General features: G+C 44.1%; 19 protein-coding genes. 12 read left to right on the top strand and 7 right to left on the bottom strand.

Translation table 11 applies throughout. From position 1 onward, the window contains the following. Nucleotides 1-4: 4 nt before the first annotated feature. Nucleotides 5-1,228, bottom strand: a complete 1,224-nt coding sequence (gene hutI / locus H7708_RS02975) for an imidazolonepropionase (protein WP_223668984.1) — start codon at nt 1,226-1,228, stop codon at nt 5-7. Nucleotides 1,229-1,272: 44 nt separating this feature from the next. Between hutI and H7708_RS02970 the strand changes: the two genes are divergently transcribed. Further along, on the top strand, nt 1,273-2,673 hold the full coding sequence (locus H7708_RS02970) for a formimidoylglutamate deiminase (RefSeq protein WP_223668983.1): 1,401 nt from the start codon (nt 1,273-1,275) through the stop codon (nt 2,671-2,673). On the opposite strand, the gene H7708_RS02965 is transcribed toward H7708_RS02970, so the two are convergent. Then, nucleotides 2,659-4,404: a response regulator gene (locus tag H7708_RS02965; RefSeq protein WP_223668982.1), complete on the bottom strand. Its 1,746-nt coding sequence runs from the start codon at nt 4,402-4,404 to the stop codon at nt 2,659-2,661. The two genes, H7708_RS02970 and H7708_RS02965, sit on opposite strands and share 15 nt — an antisense overlap. A gap of 264 nt (nt 4,405-4,668) precedes the next feature. After that, entirely contained in the window at nt 4,669-4,959 is a 291-nt protein-coding gene (locus H7708_RS02960; protein ID WP_223668981.1) for a DUF6763 family protein, read from the bottom strand. A gap of 199 nt (nt 4,960-5,158) precedes the next feature. On the opposite strand from H7708_RS02960, the gene H7708_RS02955 reads away from it, so the two are divergent. Next, nucleotides 5,159-6,379: a hypothetical protein gene (locus H7708_RS02955; RefSeq protein ID WP_223668980.1), complete on the top strand. Its 1,221-nt coding sequence runs from the start codon at nt 5,159-5,161 to the stop codon at nt 6,377-6,379. 79 nt (nt 6,380-6,458) lie between these two features. On the opposite strand, the gene H7708_RS02950 is transcribed toward H7708_RS02955, so the two are convergent. Then, entirely contained in the window at nt 6,459-8,444 is a 1,986-nt protein-coding gene (locus tag H7708_RS02950; protein ID WP_223668979.1) for a transglycosylase SLT domain-containing protein, read from the bottom strand. Nucleotides 8,445-8,776: 332 nt separating this feature from the next. Here H7708_RS02950 and phhA point away from each other — a divergent pair, with 332 nt between their 5' ends. The 6 genes from phhA (at nt 8,777) to H7708_RS02920 (ending at nt 15,349) form a co-directional block, all read left to right on the top strand. Beyond that, nucleotides 8,777-9,580 (top strand): phenylalanine 4-monooxygenase, encoded by an 804-nt coding sequence (gene phhA / locus H7708_RS02945; RefSeq protein WP_223668978.1) that lies wholly within the window; start codon nt 8,777-8,779, stop codon nt 9,578-9,580. Between the two features lie 326 nt (nt 9,581-9,906). Further along, complete coding sequence (gene hppD, locus H7708_RS02940; protein WP_223668977.1) at nt 9,907-10,965, top strand: 4-hydroxyphenylpyruvate dioxygenase; 1,059 nt, start codon at nt 9,907-9,909, stop codon at nt 10,963-10,965. Between the two features lies 1 nt (nt 10,966). Then, the gene (locus H7708_RS02935; protein ID WP_223668976.1) at nt 10,967-12,097 is read left to right on the top strand and encodes a homogentisate 1,2-dioxygenase; all 1,131 of its coding nucleotides are present in this window, start codon (nt 10,967-10,969) and stop codon (nt 12,095-12,097) included. 281 nt (nt 12,098-12,378) lie between these two features. Further along, nucleotides 12,379-13,362, top strand: a complete 984-nt coding sequence (locus tag H7708_RS02930) for a fumarylacetoacetate hydrolase family protein (RefSeq protein ID WP_223668975.1) — start codon at nt 12,379-12,381, stop codon at nt 13,360-13,362. Between the two features lie 25 nt (nt 13,363-13,387). Beyond that, nucleotides 13,388-14,038 (top strand): maleylacetoacetate isomerase, encoded by a 651-nt coding sequence (maiA, locus tag H7708_RS02925; protein WP_223668974.1) that lies wholly within the window; start codon nt 13,388-13,390, stop codon nt 14,036-14,038. Between the two features lie 36 nt (nt 14,039-14,074). Further along, a complete protein-coding gene (locus H7708_RS02920) occupies nt 14,075-15,349 on the top strand; it encodes a DUF3466 family protein (protein WP_223668973.1) in 1,275 nt (424 codons plus the stop codon). A 56-nt stretch (nt 15,350-15,405) separates the two neighbouring features. On the opposite strand, the gene H7708_RS02915 is transcribed toward H7708_RS02920, so the two are convergent. Then, nucleotides 15,406-17,061 carry an electron transfer flavoprotein-ubiquinone oxidoreductase gene (locus H7708_RS02915; protein WP_223668972.1) on the bottom strand — a complete coding sequence of 552 codons (1,656 nt, stop codon included), beginning with the start codon at nt 17,059-17,061 and terminating at the stop codon, nt 15,406-15,408. 166 nt (nt 17,062-17,227) lie between these two features. On the opposite strand from H7708_RS02915, the gene H7708_RS02910 reads away from it, so the two are divergent. Together H7708_RS02910 and H7708_RS02905 are read left to right on the top strand one after the other, a co-directional pair. Next, nucleotides 17,228-17,977: an electron transfer flavoprotein subunit beta/FixA family protein gene (locus tag H7708_RS02910; protein ID WP_223668971.1), complete on the top strand. Its 750-nt coding sequence runs from the start codon at nt 17,228-17,230 to the stop codon at nt 17,975-17,977. After that, nucleotides 17,978-18,907, top strand: a complete 930-nt coding sequence (locus tag H7708_RS02905) for an electron transfer flavoprotein subunit alpha/FixB family protein (protein WP_223668970.1) — start codon at nt 17,978-17,980, stop codon at nt 18,905-18,907. Between the two features lie 511 nt (nt 18,908-19,418). Here H7708_RS02905 and H7708_RS02900 read toward each other — a convergent pair. Both H7708_RS02900 and H7708_RS02895 read right to left on the bottom strand, forming a co-directional pair. After that, on the bottom strand, nt 19,419-20,228 hold the full coding sequence (locus tag H7708_RS02900) for a DUF1338 domain-containing protein (protein WP_223668969.1): 810 nt from the start codon (nt 20,226-20,228) through the stop codon (nt 19,419-19,421). A 112-nt stretch (nt 20,229-20,340) separates the two neighbouring features. Beyond that, the gene (locus H7708_RS02895; RefSeq protein ID WP_223669084.1) at nt 20,341-21,117 is read right to left on the bottom strand and encodes an inositol monophosphatase family protein; all 777 of its coding nucleotides are present in this window, start codon (nt 21,115-21,117) and stop codon (nt 20,341-20,343) included. Nucleotides 21,118-21,328: 211 nt separating this feature from the next. Here H7708_RS02895 and H7708_RS02890 point away from each other — a divergent pair, with 211 nt between their 5' ends. Then, on the top strand, nt 21,329-22,129 hold the full coding sequence (locus H7708_RS02890) for an RNA methyltransferase (protein WP_223668968.1): 801 nt from the start codon (nt 21,329-21,331) through the stop codon (nt 22,127-22,129). After that, complete coding sequence (gene cysE / locus H7708_RS02885) at nt 22,129-22,911, top strand: serine O-acetyltransferase (protein WP_223668967.1); 783 nt, start codon at nt 22,129-22,131, stop codon at nt 22,909-22,911. Before H7708_RS02890 ends, cysE begins: the two co-directional genes overlap by 1 nt. The last annotated feature ends 167 nt before the right edge of the window (nt 22,912-23,078 follow it).

The raw sequence follows: 23,078 nt of genomic DNA, 5'->3' as shown, positions 1-23,078 counted from the left end.
TTTTTTATGGTTTGAAGGTTTTGCTCAGTGAGCTTCCCCCCAGCTGGTAGCTTAACTGGTTAGGATGTTCGATGTCCCACAGGGCCAGTTCTGCTTTCTTACCAATTTCAATCGAGCCAGCCTGTCTTTCGATGCCTAACGCTTGTGCTGCATGAATGGTGACACCCTGTAATGCCTCCAGTGGCGTCATGCGGAACAAGGTACAGGCCATATTCAGCATCAGCAATAATGATTGTGCCGGAGACGTGCCGGGGTTACTGTCGGATGCCAGGGCTATCGGTACACCGGCTTTTCTTAGTGCTTCTAAGGGTGGCAGTTTGGTCTCGCGCAAGAAATAAAAAGCACCAGGTAACAATACGGCAACGGTGCCGTTGTCGGCCATTTTCTTGATAGATTCTTCGGATAAGTACTCCAGGTGATCGGCTGACAGTGCTTGATATTCTGCAGCTAAACCTGCACCGGATTGATCTGATAGCTGTTCGGCGTGCAACTTAACCGGTAAGCCATGTTGTTGTGCAGCTTTAAAAACGCGTTCGGTTTGCTCATAACTGAAACCAATATTTTCACAGAAAGCATCAACCGAGTCTGCCAGGCCTAACTCGGCAACCTTTGGGATCATCTCATTGCATACTAAATCAATGTAAGCATCTGCATTATTTTTATATTCAGGGGGGAGCGCATGAGCACCTAAGAATGTGGTGCTGACACGGATGGGAAATTTTTGCTGCAGGCGTTTGGCTACTTTCAGCATTTTTATTTCACTATGGGTATCAAGACCGTAACCTGATTTAATTTCGATAGTCGTGACGCCTTCCTTCATAAAGCTTTTAAGTCTTTTGGCGGCGCTTTTGAATAATTCATCTTCACTGGCGGCGCGGGTTGCTGTTACCGTTGAAATGATGCCGCCCCCAGCTTTGGCAATATCTTCATAAGCTGCGCCATTTAAACGCATTTCAAATTCGTTGGCACGATTACCGCCATAAACCAGGTGAGTATGACAGTCAATGAGTCCAGGCGTTAACCACTGACCTTCACCATCGATGTACTCATCTGCCTTGAGCTCAGGATCGTATGCGCCAAGATAGCCAATGACACTGCCGTTGACACCGACACAGCCGTTCTCAATCACGCCGTAAGGATTATCGCTATTTGTGTACTGGTTGGCTAACGTCGCAATGTTGACGTTATGAATGATGTAATCAAAAGGTTTCGTTTCTCTCTGGCTCATATTATGATCCCAATAATCTTTAAACTATTACTATTCCAAATATCATGACAAGTATTCACCCGCAGCAGATTTATGCAAAATCAATATTATTGGCCGATGGTTGGCAGGAGAATGTGTTATTGCAACACGATTCTAATGGGGTTATCACCAAAATTAAACCACAAACGGCAAAACCAGCTAATTTTAGTGGCAAAGTGATTGAAGGTGCGGTGATTCCGGGGATGGTTAATAATCATTCACATGCGTTTCAGTGGGCGATGGCCGGCCTTGGTGAAGCGAGTGGAGAAACGAAGGACAGCTTCTGGACCTGGCGCAAAGCCATGTATGGTTTTGTCGAAAACATCGCCCCGGAAGATTTAAACCATATTGCCAGTGCGCTCTATATGCAGATGCTTAAAGCGGGTTATACTTCTGTTGGTGAGTTTCACTACTTGCATCATGACAAAACCGGTAGTTTTTATGAGAATCCGGCTGAAATGTCGATGCAGATTTTTGAGGCTGGAAACAACAGTGGGATAGATGTGACCTTGCTCCCTGTGTTTTACCGTTACAGTGGTTTTGGACCACGGGATCCGACTGACGGTCAAAAACGTTTTATTCATTCGCAAGATGCATACGGGCGCTTGTTGGAGCAGGTACACTTATTGGCCTCTGAGTATAATCAAAGCTACGGTATCGCACCGCATTCACTAAGAGCTGTTGCCAGGGAAGATTTAGAATTTGCAGTTAAGGCGTTGCGCTCTCAGTCAACAACTGCTCCTGTTCATATTCATATCGCCGAACAAACCAAAGAAGTTGATGACTGCATCGCGCATTATGGCGAACGTCCGGTGGAGTGGCTGTATAATCATTTATCGCCCGATGAAACCTGGTGTCTGGTGCACGCAACACATCTAACTCCGGAAGAGGTGACTTCGATAGCAGATTCAAAAGCGGTGGTTTCTATTTGTACCACAACTGAAGCTAATTTAGGCGATGGTTTCTTCCCCATGCTCGACTATAAGTCACAGCAAGGGCGCTGGTCAGTAGGCAGCGATAGTCATATCTCAGTTAACGCAACGGAAGAATTACGTTGGTTGGAATACCAGCAACGACTACGAGAGCGCTCTCGAACGGTTCTTGTCGATGGTGCAAATAGTTCGACAGGGAATTGGTTATGGACTCAGGCGGCTCAAGGTGGTGCGCAGAGTTTGCAGCAACCGGTCGGACAGATCGCCATTGGTCATAAAGCTAACTTTTTAGAGCTTAATACGGATTCGCTGGTGTTTGTCGGAAAGTCAAAAGAGCAGTTACTGGATGCTTTTATTTTCAACCAGGCTGATACCGATACTATTGCCTCTGTATGGGTGAACGGCATCAAGCTGGTCGAGCAGGGCGCTCATCATGCAGAAGAGCGTATTATCGAATCCTTTAAGGAGAGTATGACAAAGCTACAGCGAGCTTAATACTCGAGCAAGTTTTTTGGGATCGACCGGCTTAGTAATAAACTTGGCCGCTTGCAGTTGCTGGAAGATATCCGACTCCGTTATTGAATAGTCATGACTGATAATAATTATCTGAGGACGAACTTCCAGCTGCTCGATTTCCGCTAAAAAGTTTTTAAAAGAAAAGGCCGGATCTTCTGTTATAAAGTCTGAGTTAACCAAGATGACATCATAGTTATCATGACGTAATTTTTGCAGCACGACCTGTTTTGTTGTTGCTTTATCGACTTCAGCTCCAAGTTTATTGAGGTAACCAATCAGCACCATTTTATCGATGGGATCGGAATCATAAACTAATACCGATAACTTAACGCTAAGTGGATTGATCGGTTCTGGCTGGATCTTATTATCGGGTAAGTCCAGAGTGGTTACCGGTAATTCAAATCGAAACTCTTCATTGAGGTAGAAAAATTCGCCACCAAACTTTCTAAGGATATGCTTGGCGGAGATCAGCTGAATATTATTACTGGAGACAGAAACGGGTAACTCTTCTTCAAACTGAAACAGGCTTTGCGCCTTTACGGCCTCGATAAACTCTTGTGACTTGGAGGCAAAAGAGATACGCAAAACCGCTTTATCCTGATAGTCCTGCCTCAAATCAAAGTGCACATTGAGAGAGTGGCCTTTACAGATATGGATAAGTTGTTGTAGCAATAGTCTGAGCATTTGTTTAAAGGCTTTAGCATCCGTATGAACCTGATAATTCATACGATTCCCGCTAAACGAGTCTTGTATTAACGTCTGTTCAGCTTTTGCATCGTTAGACAGTTCGGTTAATGTCTGAGCAATAAGATCCCGGCACCAGACGGCATCCCGCTCTTTGTTGACTGGTTGCTTAATGATGTCGTAAAAGAGCATCAGGTTATTGATTGAGCTGTTAAAGTTTTGCTGGGTAATAAAACCAATAAACTCATGAAGTTCAGTATTTGCATCGAGTCGTGCCTGCTGCACCTCTGACTTTAGCAAGTTAAGCTGATGCCTTAGGTTTTGAGTTCTGATTACCTGTTGCTCAACGGCCTGTAACAATTCCGAGCCTTCAGCTGTTTTTAAGTTACTTTTAAACTCCTTATAGCCCTTAGACTCGTTAAGGATATCGATCAGTTTTTTAACTATTCTTCTCTGATGTGCCTGCCTGACCTGTAAATAAACCCAAAACAGTATCATGGGTAGAGCAAGAGCGAGATTGATTGTCCACTGGGTGACGCCGTCATTAAAACGGCTATAGCTAAATGGTGTGGCTGCTATCTGTATCTGCCCCAGCTTTCGGTCCGAACTTTCCTGATTTTTGATTAACTGGCTGGGAAATTCGGATTGGATGCCGCTACCTAAAGTTTGGATAATGTCACTGTTCAAAGTGGTTAGTTTGACATCCTGCGAAATACCAATCAGACCGCGGTTGTCGACCTGAGACACTATGGTCTCCTGATTATCAACAACCCGAACAAATGCAATATCTGGGTTATTGCGTAACGGGTAAAGCGTATGTTCCAGGTCCGTTTTATTGCCGAAGCTTAGACCATACTCCAAACCAGGAGTAAAGCTGGAGATGATGAGCTCACACAGTTTATTTTGCTGGTTTATATGCGAAGCTTCCTGATATTTATAGAAAATATAATTCACCGTCGTTAACACAACAAAAAACATTAGTGCGTAGGCAATATTAAACTGACGAGTGAACTTTATGTGTTTCAAACCTTGATCCTATCAATAGGCACACAAACCAAAACTGAATACTGGGTTTGCTGTTATAGTTATTGTTTCTGAATGTACCTAATTGATCTCCTCTTGTCCAATGACCTCAACTAATTGATTTGTATGTAAAACCTAAGGGGATATGAACAGGGATGAGATTATAGATATTTGGCAGAGTGTTATTGTGCAGGCGCAAGTCGCTTGGTAGCTTTTATCAGGCTGCTATCTTCGTTCGATATTATGATTAACAAAAGCTTCAAGTATTTAATAATTTTTAGCATCCATCAAGCTCAGGGCAGACTCAAGTGAGTCGGCTTGGGCTTCGATTTCGACTCGGCTATCCGTTTCGTATGCTCCAGACCAGTTATCCGGTGGAGCGATGGGCGAGAGTTCTAATAACTCCCAACTGGCTTGGTCGATTTCTTCTATCTCGCCACTATAGTATTGAATTTCAATACATTCTTCGTCGCGATCTATTGCCACGACTTCAAAACTAGCATCTAAATCAAGCCTTTTATACCACTGACCTCTTTCTGGATTAATGGTTTGTCCCATAAAACCTCCCAGTAGCCATTCTTGTATCAGCTACTTTTAGTAGTGTTTAGATTACCATATCGGTATAAAAAATGTACGAATCGTGCCTGTAGTTTGTCTATTGGTTCAGATTTTTTTAGGCAGTCATTTTATCGTTGGTAGTAATTGTTCTTCCTTTTACATACAATACGCCAAAACAACAGACCAAACGGTATGTGTGGTGATAATTCAAGGATTCAAACGTTTTATTTCTTGCCTGATGTTAGGTGGGTTTTTAGTTCTGGTTACTACTTCCAGTGATGCAGCAGAATGGAGTGGTGTGGTATCAACCGAGGGACGGTACTTCTTCGAGGAAGGGGATTTTGGACAAAAGCAATCAGAGTTTGCACTGGCGGCAGAACCTGAGTTCTACCATCGCTGGCAGGACTCTGATTGGAGTATCGTGTTTAAACCATTCTTTCGCTGGGACAGTCTGGATGACGAGCGGACGCATGCTGATATCCGAGAATTGATGGTGCGTTACGTTGGAAATGACTGGGAGTTGAAAGTTGGTGTTAGCAAAGTGTTCTGGGGCGTTGCCGAGTCTCAACATTTGGTGGATGTGATAAACCAGACGGATTTCGTCGAAAATATTGACGGTGAAGACAAGCTGGGGCAACAGATGCTAACGCTATCTACAGAGCAGGGCTTTGGTTACCTTGAGTTATTCCTGCTGCCAGGATTTCGTGAAAGAACCTTTGCTGATGAAGGTGGGCGTTTCCGCTTCCCATTAACTATTGATGAAGACAACCCTATTTATGCAGATGAAGACGGTAAGCAGCATCTTGATGCAGCAATTCGGTGGTCACGCTGGATCGGGGATTGGGATATTGGTTTATCGCACTTTTCGGGTACCAGTCGTGAACCCTTGTTTGTGGTTAACTCAAGCAACCCTCTACAGCCAACGCTCAGACCCTTATACGTAACCATCGATCAAACCGCGTTAGATGTTCAGGCGACCAAAGGTGCCTGGCTCTGGAAGTTAGAAGCCATGACGCGCTCTGGGTTTAGTGAGGATCGTTACTGGGCTGCGGTTGGTGGTCTGGAGTATACCTTCTTTGGTATTACGGACAGTGGAGCCGACTTGGGTATGATTGTCGAGTATCAGCATGATTCGCGTGATAATCTTCCCGGCGGTTTCGAACAGCATGATGTTGCTGTGGCCGGCTTTCGCCTGGCGATGAATGATATTCAGTCGACAGAAGCATTATTGGTCTATTCTCAGGGAGAGGGGCAGAGGTTTTTAAACTTGGAAGCCAGCCGACGCTTAGGAGATGACTGGAAAGTGATTCTTGAAGCGCGACTTTTTTCTGTAGACAACGAGCAAAACCCATTTGAAAGTCAGTTATATCCTTTCCGCAATGATGACTATATCTCGCTGACTTTTGAGAGGTATTTTTAATAACATAGTAAGGAGCTATTGGCTCGTTAGAGCTGAAAGCTGATGGGGAGATTAATATTCCCCCATCAGTTTTTACGTATTAGCAACTGGCGGCAGAATTACTACTGGTATCAGCTACATAACTACAAGTCTCATCGCCACCTGTTTCTGACGCTAAAATATAATTAAAAATATTATCATCAATGCCAAGTTTCAGGGCATAGATGGCACGATAGGTCATGACCTTTTTTATGTAGTCGCGCGTTTCTGTATAAGGAATACTTTCTATCCAGATATCGGTCGAGTGCCGGCCGAACTCTTTCCATAAATCGATACGATGTTTTCCTGCGTTATAAGCTGCAGATGCATAGATGGGGTTGTTCCCCATCTGCTTATTTCGTAACTCCAGATAGCGGCTACCCATCTCAATATTGACATGTGGCTTGAGTAAGTCTCTGCGCGAACTATAAGGTATTTTAAACTTTCTAGAATAAGCCTTGGCTGTTGAAGGCATGACCTGCATCAGCCCGTACGCACCGGCAGGTGATACTGCCAGTGGACCGTAGGCGCTTTCCTGACGTGATACCCCCATCAACCATTGTGGCGGTAGATTGACTTTCTTGGCCATTTTGATGTAGCTATCCTTAAAGGCTGTTGGGAAGCGGATCTCCGTATCATCCCAGTACCCTGATTTGGCAATGGTGATAATCGCCTGATTATACCAGCCCCAGGAGTGAGCTATTTTGGATGCAGCCTGTATTTCGCTACTAGAATTCATCTGTTTTAATTGTTTACGCCACTCTCTGCTGGCATTAATGTATCGCTCCAGCTCAAACAGCTCTTTTGCACGTTGAACGTTGTCGCTTTGTTTGACTCGTTTGAAAACCTCCCCGGGTATTTTCACGGGGTTATGATTAAGTTTTAATGGTTGCTTGAGTTTAGAGGCTGCCAGGTAGCCATAGTAGTCACGCTTTTCCGCCAGTAACTTTAAGGTTAAGGCCGATTCTTTTAGCTGGCCAGTTTTTTCCTGTGCAATAGCATTCCAGTATTGCCATTGGTTACTGTTCTTCTGATCGGCTGGAAGCAGCTCATGCAAGCGGCGGATATCATTCCAGCGTTCATTGCGCAGTAATACGGCAAGTTTCCAATGATTGACCAGATCGTCGGTGATAAACCGATCCAGGTTTTTATTATCCAACCACTTTAACGCCTTGTCATTATTCTCAGTGGCTAATGCCAAAAATAATGTCCGCTCAACCTCATCCAGGTGATCTTGAGCTAATGGTATTCGGTTTTTTGTATGCTGCCATACACGGTGTGCTCGATCTCGATCACCCCAGGCCAGACGTTTAATGGCGTAAACCAGAATTGGGGCTTCCAGATTAGGATCTTTGCCTGGGAAAAAGCTACGGCGATTAACAACTCCCGGATTCTTCTTTACTCGGATCCACAGGTCGGCAATATACTGCTGCTCTCTTGGCAAGAAGCGTTCGAGGTACTTAAGCAAACCAACAGAGCCGTCATGAGCGGTGCGATAAAAGCGATGATAGGCAACGGTATCTGACAACAGGTTCTTGTCCATCCAGCGCTTAAAAACCGGATCACAGGCTTTGTGCTGGGATTTCGGTACGCTCCAGAGATCTTCAATTTTATTGGCAATGTTTTTGACAGAAGTGCCATTTTTCAGTTGGTCTTCAAGGAGTAAGCAATCAAGACGGGCATTATCACCATACTCATAATACTGTTGCATCAGCTTGAACTTTTTTTGGTTTGCAAGCTGGTGAATAAAACGGTACTTCAGACGATCGGCGAGAGGGGAGCTGCTGTATTTGCTGATGAACCCATCAATATCCTTACGGTGCTTTGCGTCAAGCTTTTTGAGTAGCTCTTTATATTCTAGATATGGATAGAGAGGGTAGTTTTTTAGCGCTTTCTTTAGTTTTGAATAAGTTTTTAAGTCGCCTTTTGAAAAAGCTTTTTCCGCTGCCAGAAAGGTTAGCTGTTCGGGGCTATTGATAGCTTGGCTGGGAAGCGTCAAGCTGGTTAAAGCTACTGAAAATATGATGACTAAAGCGTTTTTTATCACGATCAGAGGTCCCTGTTTTATCCTTAAACGAGAATGTGTATCCATTATGTATCAACTAAGCGCTGAGTTGAGTAAAGAAATGTAAGATCTTGAGTAATTATCAAACATTTCGCAGTTTATTTGAAAAAAGTGATAACTATTTCTTAATTTAATACGAGTGCTTTGAACTTGCAAACGATATAACTCTTTGAATCTGGTTTATCCAGTGGATTTTACTTGTTTTTATTATATGAGCTGTAATAATGTGTGCGCCTTTGAGGGGGCGTTCAACTGAAGAATTGCTCCTGATACGGTATAATAGTATTCAGTCACAAAAATATTTAGGTAGGTTTATGGCTAAAGGTACAAAGTATAAAGCGCGTCCGATGGACGATGATGGTTTTATTCATTACACAGACGAAGAGCATCAGATTTGGAGCGAGCTTATGGCTCGTCAGGAAAAGCTGATCCAAGGTCGTGCCTGCCCTGAGTATTTCGAAGGTCTTGAAAAAATTAACCTTCCCAACGATCGTATTCCACAGCTGGAAGAAGTGTCCAGCGTCCTGCGCAAAGAAACGGGCTGGGAAGTGGCCTGGGTTCCAGCGTTAATTAACTTTGATAAGTTTTTTGCGCTCTTAGCCGATAAGAAATTCCCCTGTGCGACCTTTATCCGTACTCGTGAAGAGATGGATTATCTGCAAGAACCCGATGTGTTTCATGAAATCTATGGTCATACGGCGATGCTAACTAACCCGTATTTTGCTGAATTTACAGCAGCTTACGGTAAGCTTGGCTATGAAGCGAGCAAAGAAGACCGGGTTTATTTGGCCCGTCTTTACTGGTTTACCGTTGAGTTTGGCCTGATTAATACGGCAGAAGGCCGACGCATTTACGGTGGCGGTATCTTGTCATCGATTGGTGAAACGCCACACAGTCTGGAGGATCCTGACGTTATTCGTGCTCCTTTTGACCCAGTCGAAATGTTACGTACGCCATACCGTATTGATATCATGCAGCCGAAATATTTTGTTATTGACGACTTTAAGCAGTTGTTCGATTTGGCTAACGGTGATGTCATGGGTATGGTAAAAGAAGCCAAGCGTCTTGGCTTACGTGAACCTTTATACCCACCAAAGGAAGAACAGAAAGCTAGCTAGTTTTCAAAATTCCATTTTGCAGCCCGCGAGATTGTGAAATGTCGCGGGCTGTTGCATAATATGGGGATAACTAAAGCTTTGATATTGCTTTAAAACTTGGTTATATGTTATTGAATCTTAATAAACAACTCATCCCAACGTTTATCGTTGCGGCACAAATACGCGCTCAGTGGAGCAAAGCGTAGGAATACCTGCTACTAACATTTAGGTCTTTTGATCAATAAGTGGCGAACTGTTCGGTAGTTTAAACAATATTGAAATATGACACCGAGTGAGCTGGATCAAAAGGTAAGTAATTCCACCTCGAAAATTGAGGAGTTTATAAAATGACTGATACAACGTTTAATCCCCTTGGAACTGATGGTTTTGAGTTTGTTGAATATTCTGCGCCTGACGCAGCTGGCGTGAAGAAGTTAAAAGAGCTATTTGAGCTATTAGGTTTTACCGAAGTTGCTAAACATAAATCAAAAGAAGTGTTTTTGTATCGCCAGGGCGATATCAACTTCTTAGTAAACGGTGAGTCAGAAGGTTACTTTAATGAGTTTAGCCAGTCGCACGGTCCATGTGCATGTGCAATGGCATGGCGTGTGGAAGATGCTCAGAAGGCATTTGAGTATGCTGTAGAGAAAGGTGCTAAGCCATTTGATAAAGATGAGCATAACTCGCACCCAGGCGTTTATGGTATCGGTGGCTCGGTATTGTATTTCGTTGATAAGTGGGGCAAAGAAAACAACATTTATGATGCTGACTTTGACTTCTACGAAGGCGTTGAGAGGTTCCCTGCTGGTATGGGCTTGCACACACTTGATCACCTGACACACAATGTGAAGCGTGGTGGTATGGACGTGTGGGCAACTTTCTATGAAAACATCGCTAACTTCCGTGAGATTCGTTACTTCGATATTGAAGGTAAGCAAACTGGCTTATTCTCTAAGGCGATGACAGGTCCATGTAATAAGCTGCGTATCCCTATCAACGAGTCTGCAGACGATAAGTCACAAATCGAAGAGTTCTTGAAAGAGTACAATGGTGAAGGCATCCAGCATATCGCATTGGCCACAGATGATATCTACGGCACGATTGAAAAGCTTCGTGACGGTGGTATGGACTTTATGGATACGCCAGATACCTATTACGATATGATCCCACGCCGTATTCCCAAGCACCATGAGGACGTAGAGGAACTTCGTAAGAACCGCATCTTGATCGATGGCTCTCTTGAGCACGAGGAAGGTATTTTGCTACAAATCTTTACTAACACTGTGATTGGTCCAATTTTCTTTGAAATCATTCAGCGTAAAGGTAACCAGGGCTTCGGCGAAGGTAACTTTAAAGCGCTATTCGAATCTATCGAGCTGGATCAGCAAAAACGTGGAGTAATTTAAGATGCGTAAATGGATTGCTTTCCCTCATAAGGAAGGAACCATTTCTCGCCAGGCTCATGCGGATCTGCCTGAAGAGGCGCCGTATGAGCGTGAAGCGGGCCGAAGTGGTTTCTTCGGTCCAACGGCTCACTTCCACCACAAGCACCCACCTACTGCATGGGAAAAGTGGGAAGGACCGTTGCGTCCGCGTGCCTATGACTTAAACGAGTTGAATAAAAACTCTAACTCGCCATGGGGCGCAGAAAACCTTCTATACAACGCACATTGCAAATTCCGTATCTGGAACTGTAACGAAGCCATGTTGAATCTGGTTCGTAATGGTGATGGTGACGAACTGCTGTTTATTCATAAAGGGCAGGGTGATTTATTCTGTGACTATGGTCATCTGGAAATCCGTGAAGGCGATTATGTTGTCGTTCCTCGCGGTACTATGTGGCGTATTGAGCCACAAGCGCCAATGACCATGCTGCTAATTGAAGCGACCAATGATAGCTATCAATTACCTGAAAAAGGCCTGGTAGGCCCGCAGGCCATTTTTGATCCGGCTATGCTGGATGTGCCGAGCATTAACGATAAGTTCAAAGCCCAGCAGGATGATACGCCGTGGACCGTTGAAATTAAGCGTCGTGGTCAGTTATCGCGTGTGCAGTACAATTATTCGCCTTTAGACGCTATCGGTTGGCACGGTGACTTGTCGGTGGTGCGTATAAACTGGCGTGATATTCGTCCGTTAATGTCCCACCGCTATCACTTACCACCATCAGCGCATACCACTTTTGTGGCGAGTCGTTTTGTGGTGTGTACTTTTGTACCAAGACCGATCGAATCGGATCCTGGTGCCTTGAAAGTACCGTTCTATCACAACAACGATGATTTTGATGAAGTCCTGTTCTATCATGCAGGCGACTTCTTCAGTCGTGATAATATTGATGCTGGCATGGTAACGTTCCATCCATCAGGTTTCACTCATGGGCCACATCCAAAAGCTTTCGAAGCAGGGCGCAAGTATGCCAAGAAAGAAACGGATGAAGTGGCAGTGATGCTGGATACGCGTGATGCGCTGGAAGTCGGTGATGCCATGGCTGGGGTTGAAAACCCAGAGTACTGCAATAGCTGGAAAGCTTCCCAATAACGGGTAATGATCTTTTCTGGCTTATACGTTGTTATTTAGCGTACTCAGTGAGTCATGTATTATGCATACACCCCTCACATCCGTGCGCTAAATGCCTCGTCTAAGCAAGAAAGTCCTCATGACAGGGTTTTGTTTAAAGCGTGTTGTCAGAGTAGTAGATTCTCGTTATTAATGAACCAGGTCAACATGAGAGTGCTGGCCTAAGCGGTTGAATTTAGTGTTGTTGGTGCCATATCAATGCGTATCAGCAATAAAATAGATTAAAAATTTAGGATAGTAGAATGAAATTAGCTACGTTAAGAGACGGTTCTCGTGATGGCCAGCTAGTGGTTGTCAGTAAAGATTTAACCAAAGCAACAAAAGTTGATTACGTTAAAACGTTACAGGCTGCTTTAGATGAGTGGGATGCATTCAAGCCAAAGCTAGAAAAAACGTATCAGGAATTGAACGACGGTCAAATTGTTGATGTAATGGATTTTGAGCAAGGAGCTTGTGAGTCTCCTTTACCGCGTGCTTATCAGTGGGCTGATGGCAGTGCTTATGTAAATCACGTTGAGTTGGTTCGTAAGGCTCGTAACGCAGAAATGCCTGAAACATTCTGGACTGACCCACTAATGTACCAAGGCGGCAGTGATGCTTTCTTAGGCCCTCGTGATAATATCAAAATGGCGAGTGAAGAGTATGGTATCGACATGGAAGCGGAAGTTGCGGTCATTACGGGTGACGTTCCAATGGGTGCTACAGCTGAGCAGGCGGAAAAAGAAATTCGTTTGTTGATGACTGTGAATGACGTATCATTGCGTAACCTGATTCCGGGTGAATTGGCGAAAGGCTTTGGTTTCTTCCAGTCTAAGCCGTCGTCTGCGTTTTCGCCTGTTGCGGTCACTCCAGATGAGTTAGGCGATAAGTGGGATGGCAAGAAAGTGTTCTTGCCATTAATCACACACTTAAACGAAAAAGAACTGGGTCATCCAGACTGTGGCGTCGACATGGTTTTTGATTTCCCAACGCTAGTTGCCCATGCCGCAAAAACACGTCCGCTAACAGCTGGTTGTATCGTTGGCTCTGGCACTATCTCTAACAAGGATCGTTCGGTAGGCTCTTCATGTCTTGCGGAAGTTCGCATGTTGGAAATCATTGCCGATGGTAAGCCTTCAACACCATTCATGCAGTTCGGCGACAAAGTAACGATCGAAATGTTTGATGAAAATCAGCAAAGCATTTTCGGTCAAATCAACCAGGTTGTTGAAAAGTACGAAGTATAATCAGTATAAATAAAGGAGAGGGTTTATGTTGAAGCTTTATAGCTACTGGCGTTCTACGGCGGCTTATCGTGTACGCATTGCCTTAAATATCAAGCGCTTATCTTACTCTGTTATTCCAATCCACTTGGTTAAGGATGGAGGCGAGCAACATAAACCCGAATATGCTGAAAAAAACCCTCAAGAGTTAGTGCCATTATTAGACGATAATGGCAAACTCCTGACTCAGTCTATGGCCATCTGTGAATATCTGGACGATGTTTATGATGGGCCATTCCTATTTCCGAGTGAACCTTTTCTCAAGGCAAAAGTCAGAAGTGTATGCCAAATCATTGCCTGCGATATTCACCCATTGGATAATTTGCGTGTGTTGCAATACTTGAAGGGTGAATTGAAGGTGAGTGATGAACAGAAGTTGACTTGGTACGCACATTGGATCCATGAAGGCTTTAAAGCGTTAGAGTCGATGTTGGCGGAATACAAAACTCAAGGACCATTTTGTTTTGGAGATAAGCTGACATTAGCTGACGTGTTTTTAGTGTCTCAGCTGTACAATGCTCGTAGGTTCGAGGTTCCTCTTGACGATTACCCTCGTTTAGTGGAAATTGAGCAGCATTGTTTAACGCTTGATGCATTTAAAGATGCTCAGCCAGAGTCGCAGCCAGACGCGGTATCATAATAGAAAACTGACGAATATTGACCGAAGAGAGAATTAATGAAGTTAACAATGACAAAAACCTTACTTGCGCTTAGCTTATCTGCTGTATTTTCTACATCGCTGGCAGCTCCTTATGAACTTGTTGACCTTGGCGGGTTAGATGGGAACTTTAGTATCGCAAGAGATATTAACGAAGCAGGTATCGCTATTGGTTATGCAAATGGACCTATAAATGAGGATGGAGGAAGTGATTTCGTTCGCCATGCAGTATTGTTCGATGATGCAGGAAATATTGATTTAGGGGCTGTGGAAGCAGGAACCATTAGTGAAGGTTTATCCCTAAACGATGCGATGGTTGGAGTGGGGTTGTCGAATGAAGTGATAGAGAAAGAGTTGGATGATGGCTCGACGGAAGTTACTCTACAGCAACACGCTGTTATTTTTGAGAGTGAGGTTGTAAGTCAATTACCTGATTTAGAAAACCTAAGTAACGTTACTGCTTTTGGGATAAACAATAATGACATAATTATCTTGTCGGGAAAATTTGATGTCAATCCTGATGATGATGAGAACCCTACGACAAGGGCCTTTGTCTACGATAGACAAAATAACTCCTATAGTGCTGTAGAGCCATTTTCTGAAGGAGCAGATAAACAATCTTTTTTGATTGATATCAACGATAATAACTACGTGTTAGGTTTTAGTGATGCTGAGGTTAATGGGGAAGCAACGATTAAATCCTTCATTGCTTCAACAAATGATCTTGGTCAACTTGTCGAAGTGCCACAGCTTAATGAACGAGCTATGCTAGCCCAAGGGATAAATGATCTAAACCAAGTTGTCGGAAGTATGCAAATACCTGACACTAGAAACCAGAGAGAAGCATTTGTCATTGATATGGCAGCAGGAGACTCTGAGCCAACATTTTTAGGTTTTTTTGATAGCAGATTCAATGATTCAAGGGCAAATGATATTAATAATAGTGGACAGATCGTCGGTCGGGCCCTAATTTCGAGCCCAACGATTGGTGAGTACGGAGCTTTTATTCATGAAAATGGTGAAATGAAGAATCTTAATGAGCTCGTGTCGTGTAATACTGACTGGAAACTGACAGAAGCAACAGCGATTAATGATTCAGGGCAAATTGTAGGGTTTGGTACGGTTGATGGTGAAGTTAGAGCATTCCGACTTGACCCTACTGGTGAGCCAATAGAAGATTGTAGTACCGGTGAAGATGACTCGAGTGGTGGCGGTAGCTTCCCGGCGGTGCTAGTAGCAATCCTCGCTGTATTGGGTATAAGAAGAAGTATTCCAGTCACTAGTATTAGCTAGGACTTATTGAATCAAAAAAGCCTCCCTTCTTGGGAGGCTTTTTTGATGGCACAAACTTACATGTTTGGATAGTTTGGGCCGCCGGCACCTTCCGGTGTCACCCAGGTGATGTTCTGGCTCGGATCTTTAATATCACAGGTCTTACAGTGAACACAGTTTTGTGCATTGATCACAAACTGTGGGTTATTGCCATCATCATCACGAACGACTTCATAGACACCAGCAGGGCAGTAGCGCTGAGCTGGTTCGTCATACTTTTCCAGGTTCACTTCAATCGGAATATTGTTATCCGACAGCTTTAAGTGAACAGGCTGATCTTCTTCGTGATTGGTGTTAGAAATAAACACTGAAGAGAGCCTGTCAAAAGACAATTTACCGTCCGGTTTAGGGTAGTCAATTTTCTTGCACTGATCGGCTGGCTTCATCGTTGTATAATCAGGCTCTGGATCGCTTAAGGTCCAAGGTAATTTGCCATTAAAGATATTGATATCTATAAAGGCATAAGCTGAGCCGAGGAAGTTACCCCATTTATGTTGTGCAGGGCCAAAGTTACGTTGTTGATGTAGTTCTTTCCATGCCCATGAAGCTTTGTAATTATCTGCAAACTCGACCAGGTCATCATTACGACGTTCTTTGCTCATCGCATTTACAATTGTTTCTGCTGCAATCATACCTGACTTCATCGCGGTATGTGTGCCTTTAATTTTAGCAAAGTTGAGGGTCCCGGCATTATCGCCGATTAACAGACCGCCTGGGAACGACATTTTAGGTTGTGACTGTAAGCCCCCTTTGGTTATCGCTCGAGCTCCGTATGAAATACGCTCACCATCCTGTAAGAATTTTTTGATCTCTTTCTGGTGCTTGAAGCGCTGAAATTCATGGAACGGGCTGACGTGAGGGTTTGAATAGGATAAATCCGTAATCAAGCCAACGGCAACCTGGTTATCTTCGATATGGTATAAGAAGCCACCGCCAGCAGAGCCTGACTCACTTAATGGCCAGCCAGCACTATGTACAACTAGACCTTCCTGATGTTGTTCTGCAGGGACTTTCCACAGCTCTTTAATACCGATGCCATAGTGTTGGGGTTCACTATCTTTATCAAGATCAAACTTACCAATCAGTTCTTTACCTAAATGACCGCGACAGCCTTCGGCAAATAAGGTGTACTTAGCGTGTAACTCCATGCCTGGCATGTAGCCGTCTTTCTTTTCACCGTCTTTGCCAATGCCCATATCCCCCGTGGCGATACCTTTAACCGAGCCATCGTCATTGTATAAGACTTCTGCTGCTGCAAATCCTGGGAAGATTTCAACTCCTAGCGCCTCAGCTTGTTCTGCCAACCAACGGCAGAGGTTACCCAGGCTAATAATGTAGTTGCCTTCGTTGTGCATGGTTTTAGGAACGAAAAAGTTAGGGATTTTCGTTGCCTTATCTTCGCCCTTCATGAGATAGATGGAATCACCCGTGACCTTCGTATTTAAGGGAGCTCCTTTTTCTTTCCAGTCAGGGATAAGCTCGTTAAGCGCTTTTGGTTCAATCACAGCTCCTGACAGGATATGAGCGCCAACTTCCGAGCCTTTCTCTACGACACAAACCATTAGTTCTTGATCGTTTTCTTGGGCTAGTTGACGTAATTTGATAGCAGCCGAGAGGCCAGAAGGGCCGGCGCCTACTATCACGACATCAAACTCCATAAATTCGCGTTCCACCTAGATCTCCTCTTAAAATTGTTTAAAATTCGCTCAAAACGGACTCAAAATCACGATTAACTATTGACCTTGAGCCAGTAAAACGTCACCATTACGCCCTATTTTACAAAAGATAGGCGCTTTGGTCGTCTATTTTGCCAAGAATTATACATACGATAGGGTTTTCATGAAAATTCTAGTTGCAATTAAACGTGTTATCGACGCGAATGTTAAAGTCCGCGTTAAGCCAGACAATAGCGGTGTCGAAACTGCTAACGTTAAAATGTCTATGAATCCATTCTGCGAGATTGCTGTTGAAGAAGCTGTACGCTTGAAAGAGCAGGGCATTGCTTCTGAGATTGTTGCAGTCTCTATCGGTAACCAGCAGTGTCAGGAAACGTTGCGTACAGCTCTGGCATTGGGCGCAGACAAAGCTGTCTTGGTTAAAACAGAAGATGCGCTTGAGCCGTTGGCCGTCGCCAAGACTTTGCAGAAAGTTGTTGAGCAGGAAGAACCGCAAATGGTTCTGATGGGTAAGCAGTCAATCGATGGTGATAACAACCAAACTGGCCAGATGTTGGCAGCATTACTCGGTTGGGGCCAAGGTACTTTCGCATCTAAAGTAGATGTTGAAGATGGTAAGGTTCAGGTTACTCGTGAAATTGATGGAGGTCTTCAAACGATCGAATTGAAGCTTCCAGCCGTGGTAACGACTGATTTGCGTTTGAATGAGCCGCGTTTTGCCTCTTTACCGAACATTATGAAAGCTAAACGCAAGCCGTTAGATGAAGTGGCATTAGCAGATCTAGGTGTTGATACAGCCAGTCGTACTGAGACATTAAGCGTTGAGAATCCACCGGAGCGCAGTGAAGGTATTAAGGTTGAAAACGTGGCTGAGCTGGTTGATAAATTGAAGAATGAAGCAAAGGTGATCTAAATGACGACTTTAGTAATTGCAGAGCACGACAATAGCGAATTACAGGCTTCAACTTATAATACGATTGCCGCGGCTTCAAAGCTTGAAGGTGAGACTGTTGTTTTGGTGGCTGGCCATGAGTGTCAGTCGGTAGCCGATCAGGCAGCTAAAGCTGAGGGTGTTGATAAGGTATTATTGGCACAAGCTGAGTTCCTTGAGCACCTGTTGGCTGAAGATGTTGAAAAAGCCGTTATGGCACAAGAGGGTGACTATTCACACATTCTTGCTCCTGCATCAACGTTTGGTAAAAACATGATGCCACGCATCGCAGCGCTTTTGGACGTTCAGCAGATCTCTGACATCATTTCAGTTGAGTCTGAAGATACATTTAAGCGACCTGTATATGCAGGCAATGCTATCGCTACGGTAAAAAGTAACGATAAGAAAAAAGTTATCACAGTACGTGCAACCGCATTTGATGCGTTAGCTACCGAAGGTGGTTCAGCGTCTATCGAAAATGTCAGCGCAGGTTCACATACAGAGCTAAGCAACTATGTAGGTGAAGAGCTAACTGAATCTGAACGCCCTGATTTAGGTACGGCTCGTGTCGTAGTTTCAGGTGGCCGTGGTATGGGTAACGGTGAAAATTTTGAAATGCTGGAGCAACTAGCTGATAAACTTGGCGCTGCAGTTGGTGCATCTCGTGCTGCTGTTGATGCAGGTTTCGTGCCAAACGATTATCAGGTCGGTCAGACAGGTAAAATCGTTGCACCTGAGCTTTATATTGCTGTCGGTATTTCTGGCGCTATCCAACACTTGGCGGGAATGAAAGACTCGAAAGTGATTGTCGCTATCAATAAAGACGAAGAAGCGCCAATCTTCCAGGTTGCTGATTACGGGCTGGTTGAAGATTTGTTTAAAGTAGTTCCAGAGTTAATTGAATCTCTGTAATTGCTTTAAAATGTTGATGTAAAAAAAACCGCCGTTTGGCGGTTTTTTGTTTTCTTAATTTTAAAATTCAGCTAGCTGATATCCCTACGCTAGGCTTGGCATATCATTAAATATTCTGGCTCTATTTCGCTACTCAGCTCAATACAAGAGGAAATATTAGTGCTAACCCATCCACATTCGCTCCTGATAGTTTGCACCGAATTACCCCTTAAAAATTAGCCTCAAGCGTTAATGTTACCGAGCAAACTGGGCAGGAAACTCCAATTTAGTCAAAACGAAACAAGGACGTTTCGTTTGACGGCTCGATTAGTAACATTGACGCCTGAGGGAAGCCCTTAGGACCTAATTTTTGGGCGAGTTTTTGGTTCGTTTTTGCTCGTCCAAAAAATGAACATATAAAAAATATTTGCCGCGATAAATTGGTGGGGCGTGGCTTAGCTAATTCAGCCCATATATTTATATATAAGTCATTCCTGCGATTCCCTTGGGGCGCGGGAATGACTATGTGTAGTTAAGCCGCGTTAGTCGATTCGAAAATCTTATCGGCGCTGGCTGCAACAAAACCTTGGTAAAGTTCGCCGTTCTGCATTGGAAAGCGCTCCGCAAACTCATAGAAACAGGAGCGGACAGGGTGTTTGCCTCCGTTGAATTCCCAGTCGACGATATTGGCCATAGTTGAACTCTGCTTTAAGCAAACTTCTTCATTGCCTTTGATTTCGCCGCCACTGCTGTTGAGCTCAAAACCTTTATCTTTAAGGAATTGGTTGACTCTTTCGATATTATCCATACCTTTCAGCCTGTTGATAGAAACTGTAAAGTGATTCGCACGCAAGCCGAAAGCTGCTAACCATGCAGCATATTCACTTTCTTCAAGTAAACGCTCATACGCTTCACGAGTAATTTTACCCCAAGGGCGAGAAGGCAGACTTAATCCTTGTTGCTTGATATTCCAGTTGGCTTCGGCGATTAAACCACGGCAGAACATCTGTAGTTCGGCAGAAAACTCTTCGAGTAATAATTCGCTGACGAAGATTTTAGGCGCATCGTTATCTGCTGTATGCTGGAAGTGCTTGGCGTAAAGCTTTTTTTCTTCAAAGTGGTAGTCACCCGCGGCTTCATAGCCGAATTGCTCCAGGTGTTTACCGATATTGTCTAGGTTGATAGCGCCTTCATTAAATGTACGCAAGGCAATATGATCGTTAATGATGACATCATCCCCAAGCGCTTTAAATTCTTCGTGTATGGCTTCTGCATCGGGGGTGATGGCTAAATAGTCGCTCCACAATGCTTCAAAAAGAGCCTTGTGATTCTGTGTACTCATAATGTTATAACCTACTTGATTGATATCTTTCTGGTAAGAGGACAGACCAATTGTATATTCTTTGGGCTGTCCTTTTCAAATAGAGATTGGATATGGAGGTAAAAATTTCGATTTAAAGGTCTTTAACCGACTTCATAAAGTGTTTAAATACACCAGGCGTGGCAGCCAGGATGCTTTTTGACTTTCCCTGGTGAGGATTACCTTTAACATCACCGACAAAACCGCCAGCCTCTTTGACGATTAAGATGCCTGCGGCTGTATCCCATTCACTTAGGCCAAATTCCCAGAAGCCGTCCAGACGCCCTGCAGCGACATAAGCCAGATCCAGGGAGGCCGCGCCAGCACGTCGCATGTCGATGCATAATGGGAAAATGGTTTCGAAGTAGCGTAAATACTCCCCCAGATCCTGGTGAGCTCGGAATGGGAAGCCAGTAGCCAGAAGGGCGTTGTCGAGCTTCTTCTTTTCGGTCACACGAATGCGTGTATTATTCAGTTGGGCGCCGCCGCCATTCGTTGCCGTGAATTGCTCGTCCTTAATGGGATCATAAACTACAGCTGCTACCGTTTTACCTTTATGTTTGACGGCGATAGAAATGGCGAAATGCGGGATGCCCTGTAAGAAGTTAGTGGTACCGTCAATCGGGTCGATCACCCAAACGGTATCGCTATCGCCTTGAGCGCCGCTTTCTTCTGCTAAGATAGCGTGGTCAGGATAGCTGTGCTTGATGGCATCAATAATGATTTCTTCAGCTTGCTTATCGATATTACTGACAAAGTCATTCGGACCTTTACTTTGAGCTATAATTCGATCTCTATTAGCAAAAGCTTTTGCTATAAAACTTCCTGCACGGTCAGCCGCACGTACGGCAATGTTTTTGTACGCATTCATATTAATACCACCAAAGTCAAAGAACAGTGTCCGCAGTAATTTGGACAAATATTGAGCGTTTGCTCTTAAATTGGTGCGAATCATAGCAAAACTTCTTAAAATTAAGAAGTCTTAGAGGCATGTTTTTTACTTATTTATTGGCTTACTAGTGGGGTTCTTCAGGTTGCTCTGCTAATATAGTCGCTTGTAAATTATCAACTTTCTCGTGTCGATGGGTGATTTAAAACAAGCCAGCTTATTACAGCAGATTAAAATAGTTCTATGCCAAACCAGTCACCCGGGTAATATCGGAGCTGCCGCTCGAGCAATGAAAACCATGGGCTTACAACAGTTGGTACTGGTGCAGCCTAAAGAATTTCCGTCGCAGGAGGCGCTAGCTCGCTCTTCTGGAGCATTAGATATTCTTGATAATGCTCAGGTAGTTTCATCGCTGCAAGAGGCGGTTGAAGACTGTCGTCTGGTGATAGGTACCAGCTCTCGCAGTCGTACGTTGCCCTGGCCAATGGTAGAGCCTCGTGAAATCAAAAACATTATTGAGAAAGAACCTTCAGCACTGCCCATGGCGATTGTTTTTGGACGCGAAAGCAGCGGTCTTCTGAATGAAGAGCTACAGCTTTGTCATTATCATGTCAATATTCCCGCGAACCCCGACTATATGTCATTAAACCTGGCAGCAGCCGTTCAGGTTATATGTTATGAATGTCGGTTATTAGCCTTACAGCAGGAAAGTTCGCTACATTCCGGGGCTGAGGTCGATTCTGAGGCTGATGACAGTGAGCGCAAGGCAACAATCCAGCAGACGGAAGGTTTGTATCAACATCTTGAAAATGTCATGATTGAAACAGGCTTTTTTGATCCACAGGAGCCTAAGCTGTTACCGGCCAGGTTACACCGTTTGTTGGCAAAAGCTCAGTTAACGGAAGCGGAAGTTAATATTTTAAGAGGGTTCTTGGCCTCAATGAATAAACATATTAAATACCATACAGTTAATAAGGAAAGTGGGGAGTTGTAATGTTCGCGCGCATCAAAGAAGACATTAAGAGTGTTTATCACCGAGATCCTGCGGCGCGTAATAATTTTGAGATCCTGACCAATTATCCTGGACTTCACGCAATATGGTTCCACCGACTTTCCCACAAGTTATGGCGAGCTAACTGGAAGTGGTTGGCGAGAACGCTGTCTACGCTCGCACGTTGGTTAACCGGAATTGAAATACATCCAGGAGCTAAAATTGGACGCCGTTTTTTCATCGATCATGGTATGGGCGTGGTGATTGGTGAGACGGCTGAGATCGGCGATGACTGTACTTTATATCATGGTGTTACTTTAGGAGGCACCAGCTGGAACGAGGGCAAGCGTCACCCAACTCTGGAGAATGATGTGGTGATCGGTGCTGGTGCAAAAGTGTTAGGGCCAATCACTTTGCATAAAGGCGCTAGAGTTGGTTCTAACGCAGTGGTCAACAAAGACGTTCCAGAGGATACTACGGTTGTGGGTATTCCGGCGAGACAGGTGTCGAAGCAAAAAGACACCGAGCAAACGGTGTTTGAAGCCTACGGCATCAGCACCCAACAACAGGATCCTATTTCACAAGCTATTCGTAGCCTGCACGAGCATTCTCAGGCTATGGAAAAGCAGATGGAGCTGATCGCCTGCGCTCTCCAAAAGCAGGGCATTGCTTGTGATGAGTTAGACCTTCCAGACGTTAATTGCGAAGAATTAAGGCGTTTCGATGCCAATGGGCAGTCAACAAAGACGGACGAAAAATCTCCCTCAAATGACAAAGAAGAATAGTTCTAAGTCTTTGATTTTTCTTTAATGAGAATCAATTGCATTTAACCCAGTAAATTACTGGGTATTTATTATTATGTGATAGTCTATAGCGATTAAATATACTAATAACCCTTTTTTAATTCCTTATTATTCAATAGCTTATAAATTAATGTAAAGGCCTGTTCGGG

The sequence above is a fragment of the Kangiella shandongensis genome, from assembly GCF_020005365.1.
GTDB classification, from domain to species: Bacteria; Pseudomonadota; Gammaproteobacteria; order Enterobacterales; family Kangiellaceae; genus Kangiella; species Kangiella shandongensis.
Note: the sequence above shows the minus strand (reverse complement) of the source record. Positions and strands in the feature narration are given on the sequence as shown.

Bases quoted from the DNA above. Each gene is read 5' to 3' on its own strand.
- hutI (WP_223668984.1), bottom strand. From the start codon at position 1,228: ATGAGCCAGAGAGAAACGAAACCTTTTGATTACATCATTCATAACGTC.
- H7708_RS02970 (WP_223668983.1), top strand. From the start codon at position 1,273: ATGACAAGTATTCACCCGCAGCAGATTTATGCAAAATCAATATTATTG.
- H7708_RS02960 (WP_223668981.1), bottom strand. From the start codon at position 4,959: ATGGGACAAACCATTAATCCAGAAAGAGGTCAGTGGTATAAAAGGCTT.
- phhA (WP_223668978.1), top strand. From the start codon at position 8,777: ATGGCTAAAGGTACAAAGTATAAAGCGCGTCCGATGGACGATGATGGT.
- hppD (WP_223668977.1), top strand. From the start codon at position 9,907: ATGACTGATACAACGTTTAATCCCCTTGGAACTGATGGTTTTGAGTTT.
- H7708_RS02935 (WP_223668976.1), top strand. From the start codon at position 10,967: ATGCGTAAATGGATTGCTTTCCCTCATAAGGAAGGAACCATTTCTCGC.
- H7708_RS02930 (WP_223668975.1), top strand. From the start codon at position 12,379: ATGAAATTAGCTACGTTAAGAGACGGTTCTCGTGATGGCCAGCTAGTG.
- maiA (WP_223668974.1), top strand. From the start codon at position 13,388: ATGTTGAAGCTTTATAGCTACTGGCGTTCTACGGCGGCTTATCGTGTA.
- H7708_RS02920 (WP_223668973.1), top strand. From the start codon at position 14,075: ATGAAGTTAACAATGACAAAAACCTTACTTGCGCTTAGCTTATCTGCT.
- H7708_RS02910 (WP_223668971.1), top strand. From the start codon at position 17,228: ATGAAAATTCTAGTTGCAATTAAACGTGTTATCGACGCGAATGTTAAA.
- H7708_RS02905 (WP_223668970.1), top strand. From the start codon at position 17,978: ATGACGACTTTAGTAATTGCAGAGCACGACAATAGCGAATTACAGGCT.
- H7708_RS02900 (WP_223668969.1), bottom strand. From the start codon at position 20,228: ATGAGTACACAGAATCACAAGGCTCTTTTTGAAGCATTGTGGAGCGAC.
- H7708_RS02895 (WP_223669084.1), bottom strand. From the start codon at position 21,117: ATGAATGCGTACAAAAACATTGCCGTACGTGCGGCTGACCGTGCAGGA.
- H7708_RS02890 (WP_223668968.1), top strand. From the start codon at position 21,329: ATGGGTGATTTAAAACAAGCCAGCTTATTACAGCAGATTAAAATAGTT.
- cysE (WP_223668967.1), top strand. From the start codon at position 22,129: ATGTTCGCGCGCATCAAAGAAGACATTAAGAGTGTTTATCACCGAGAT.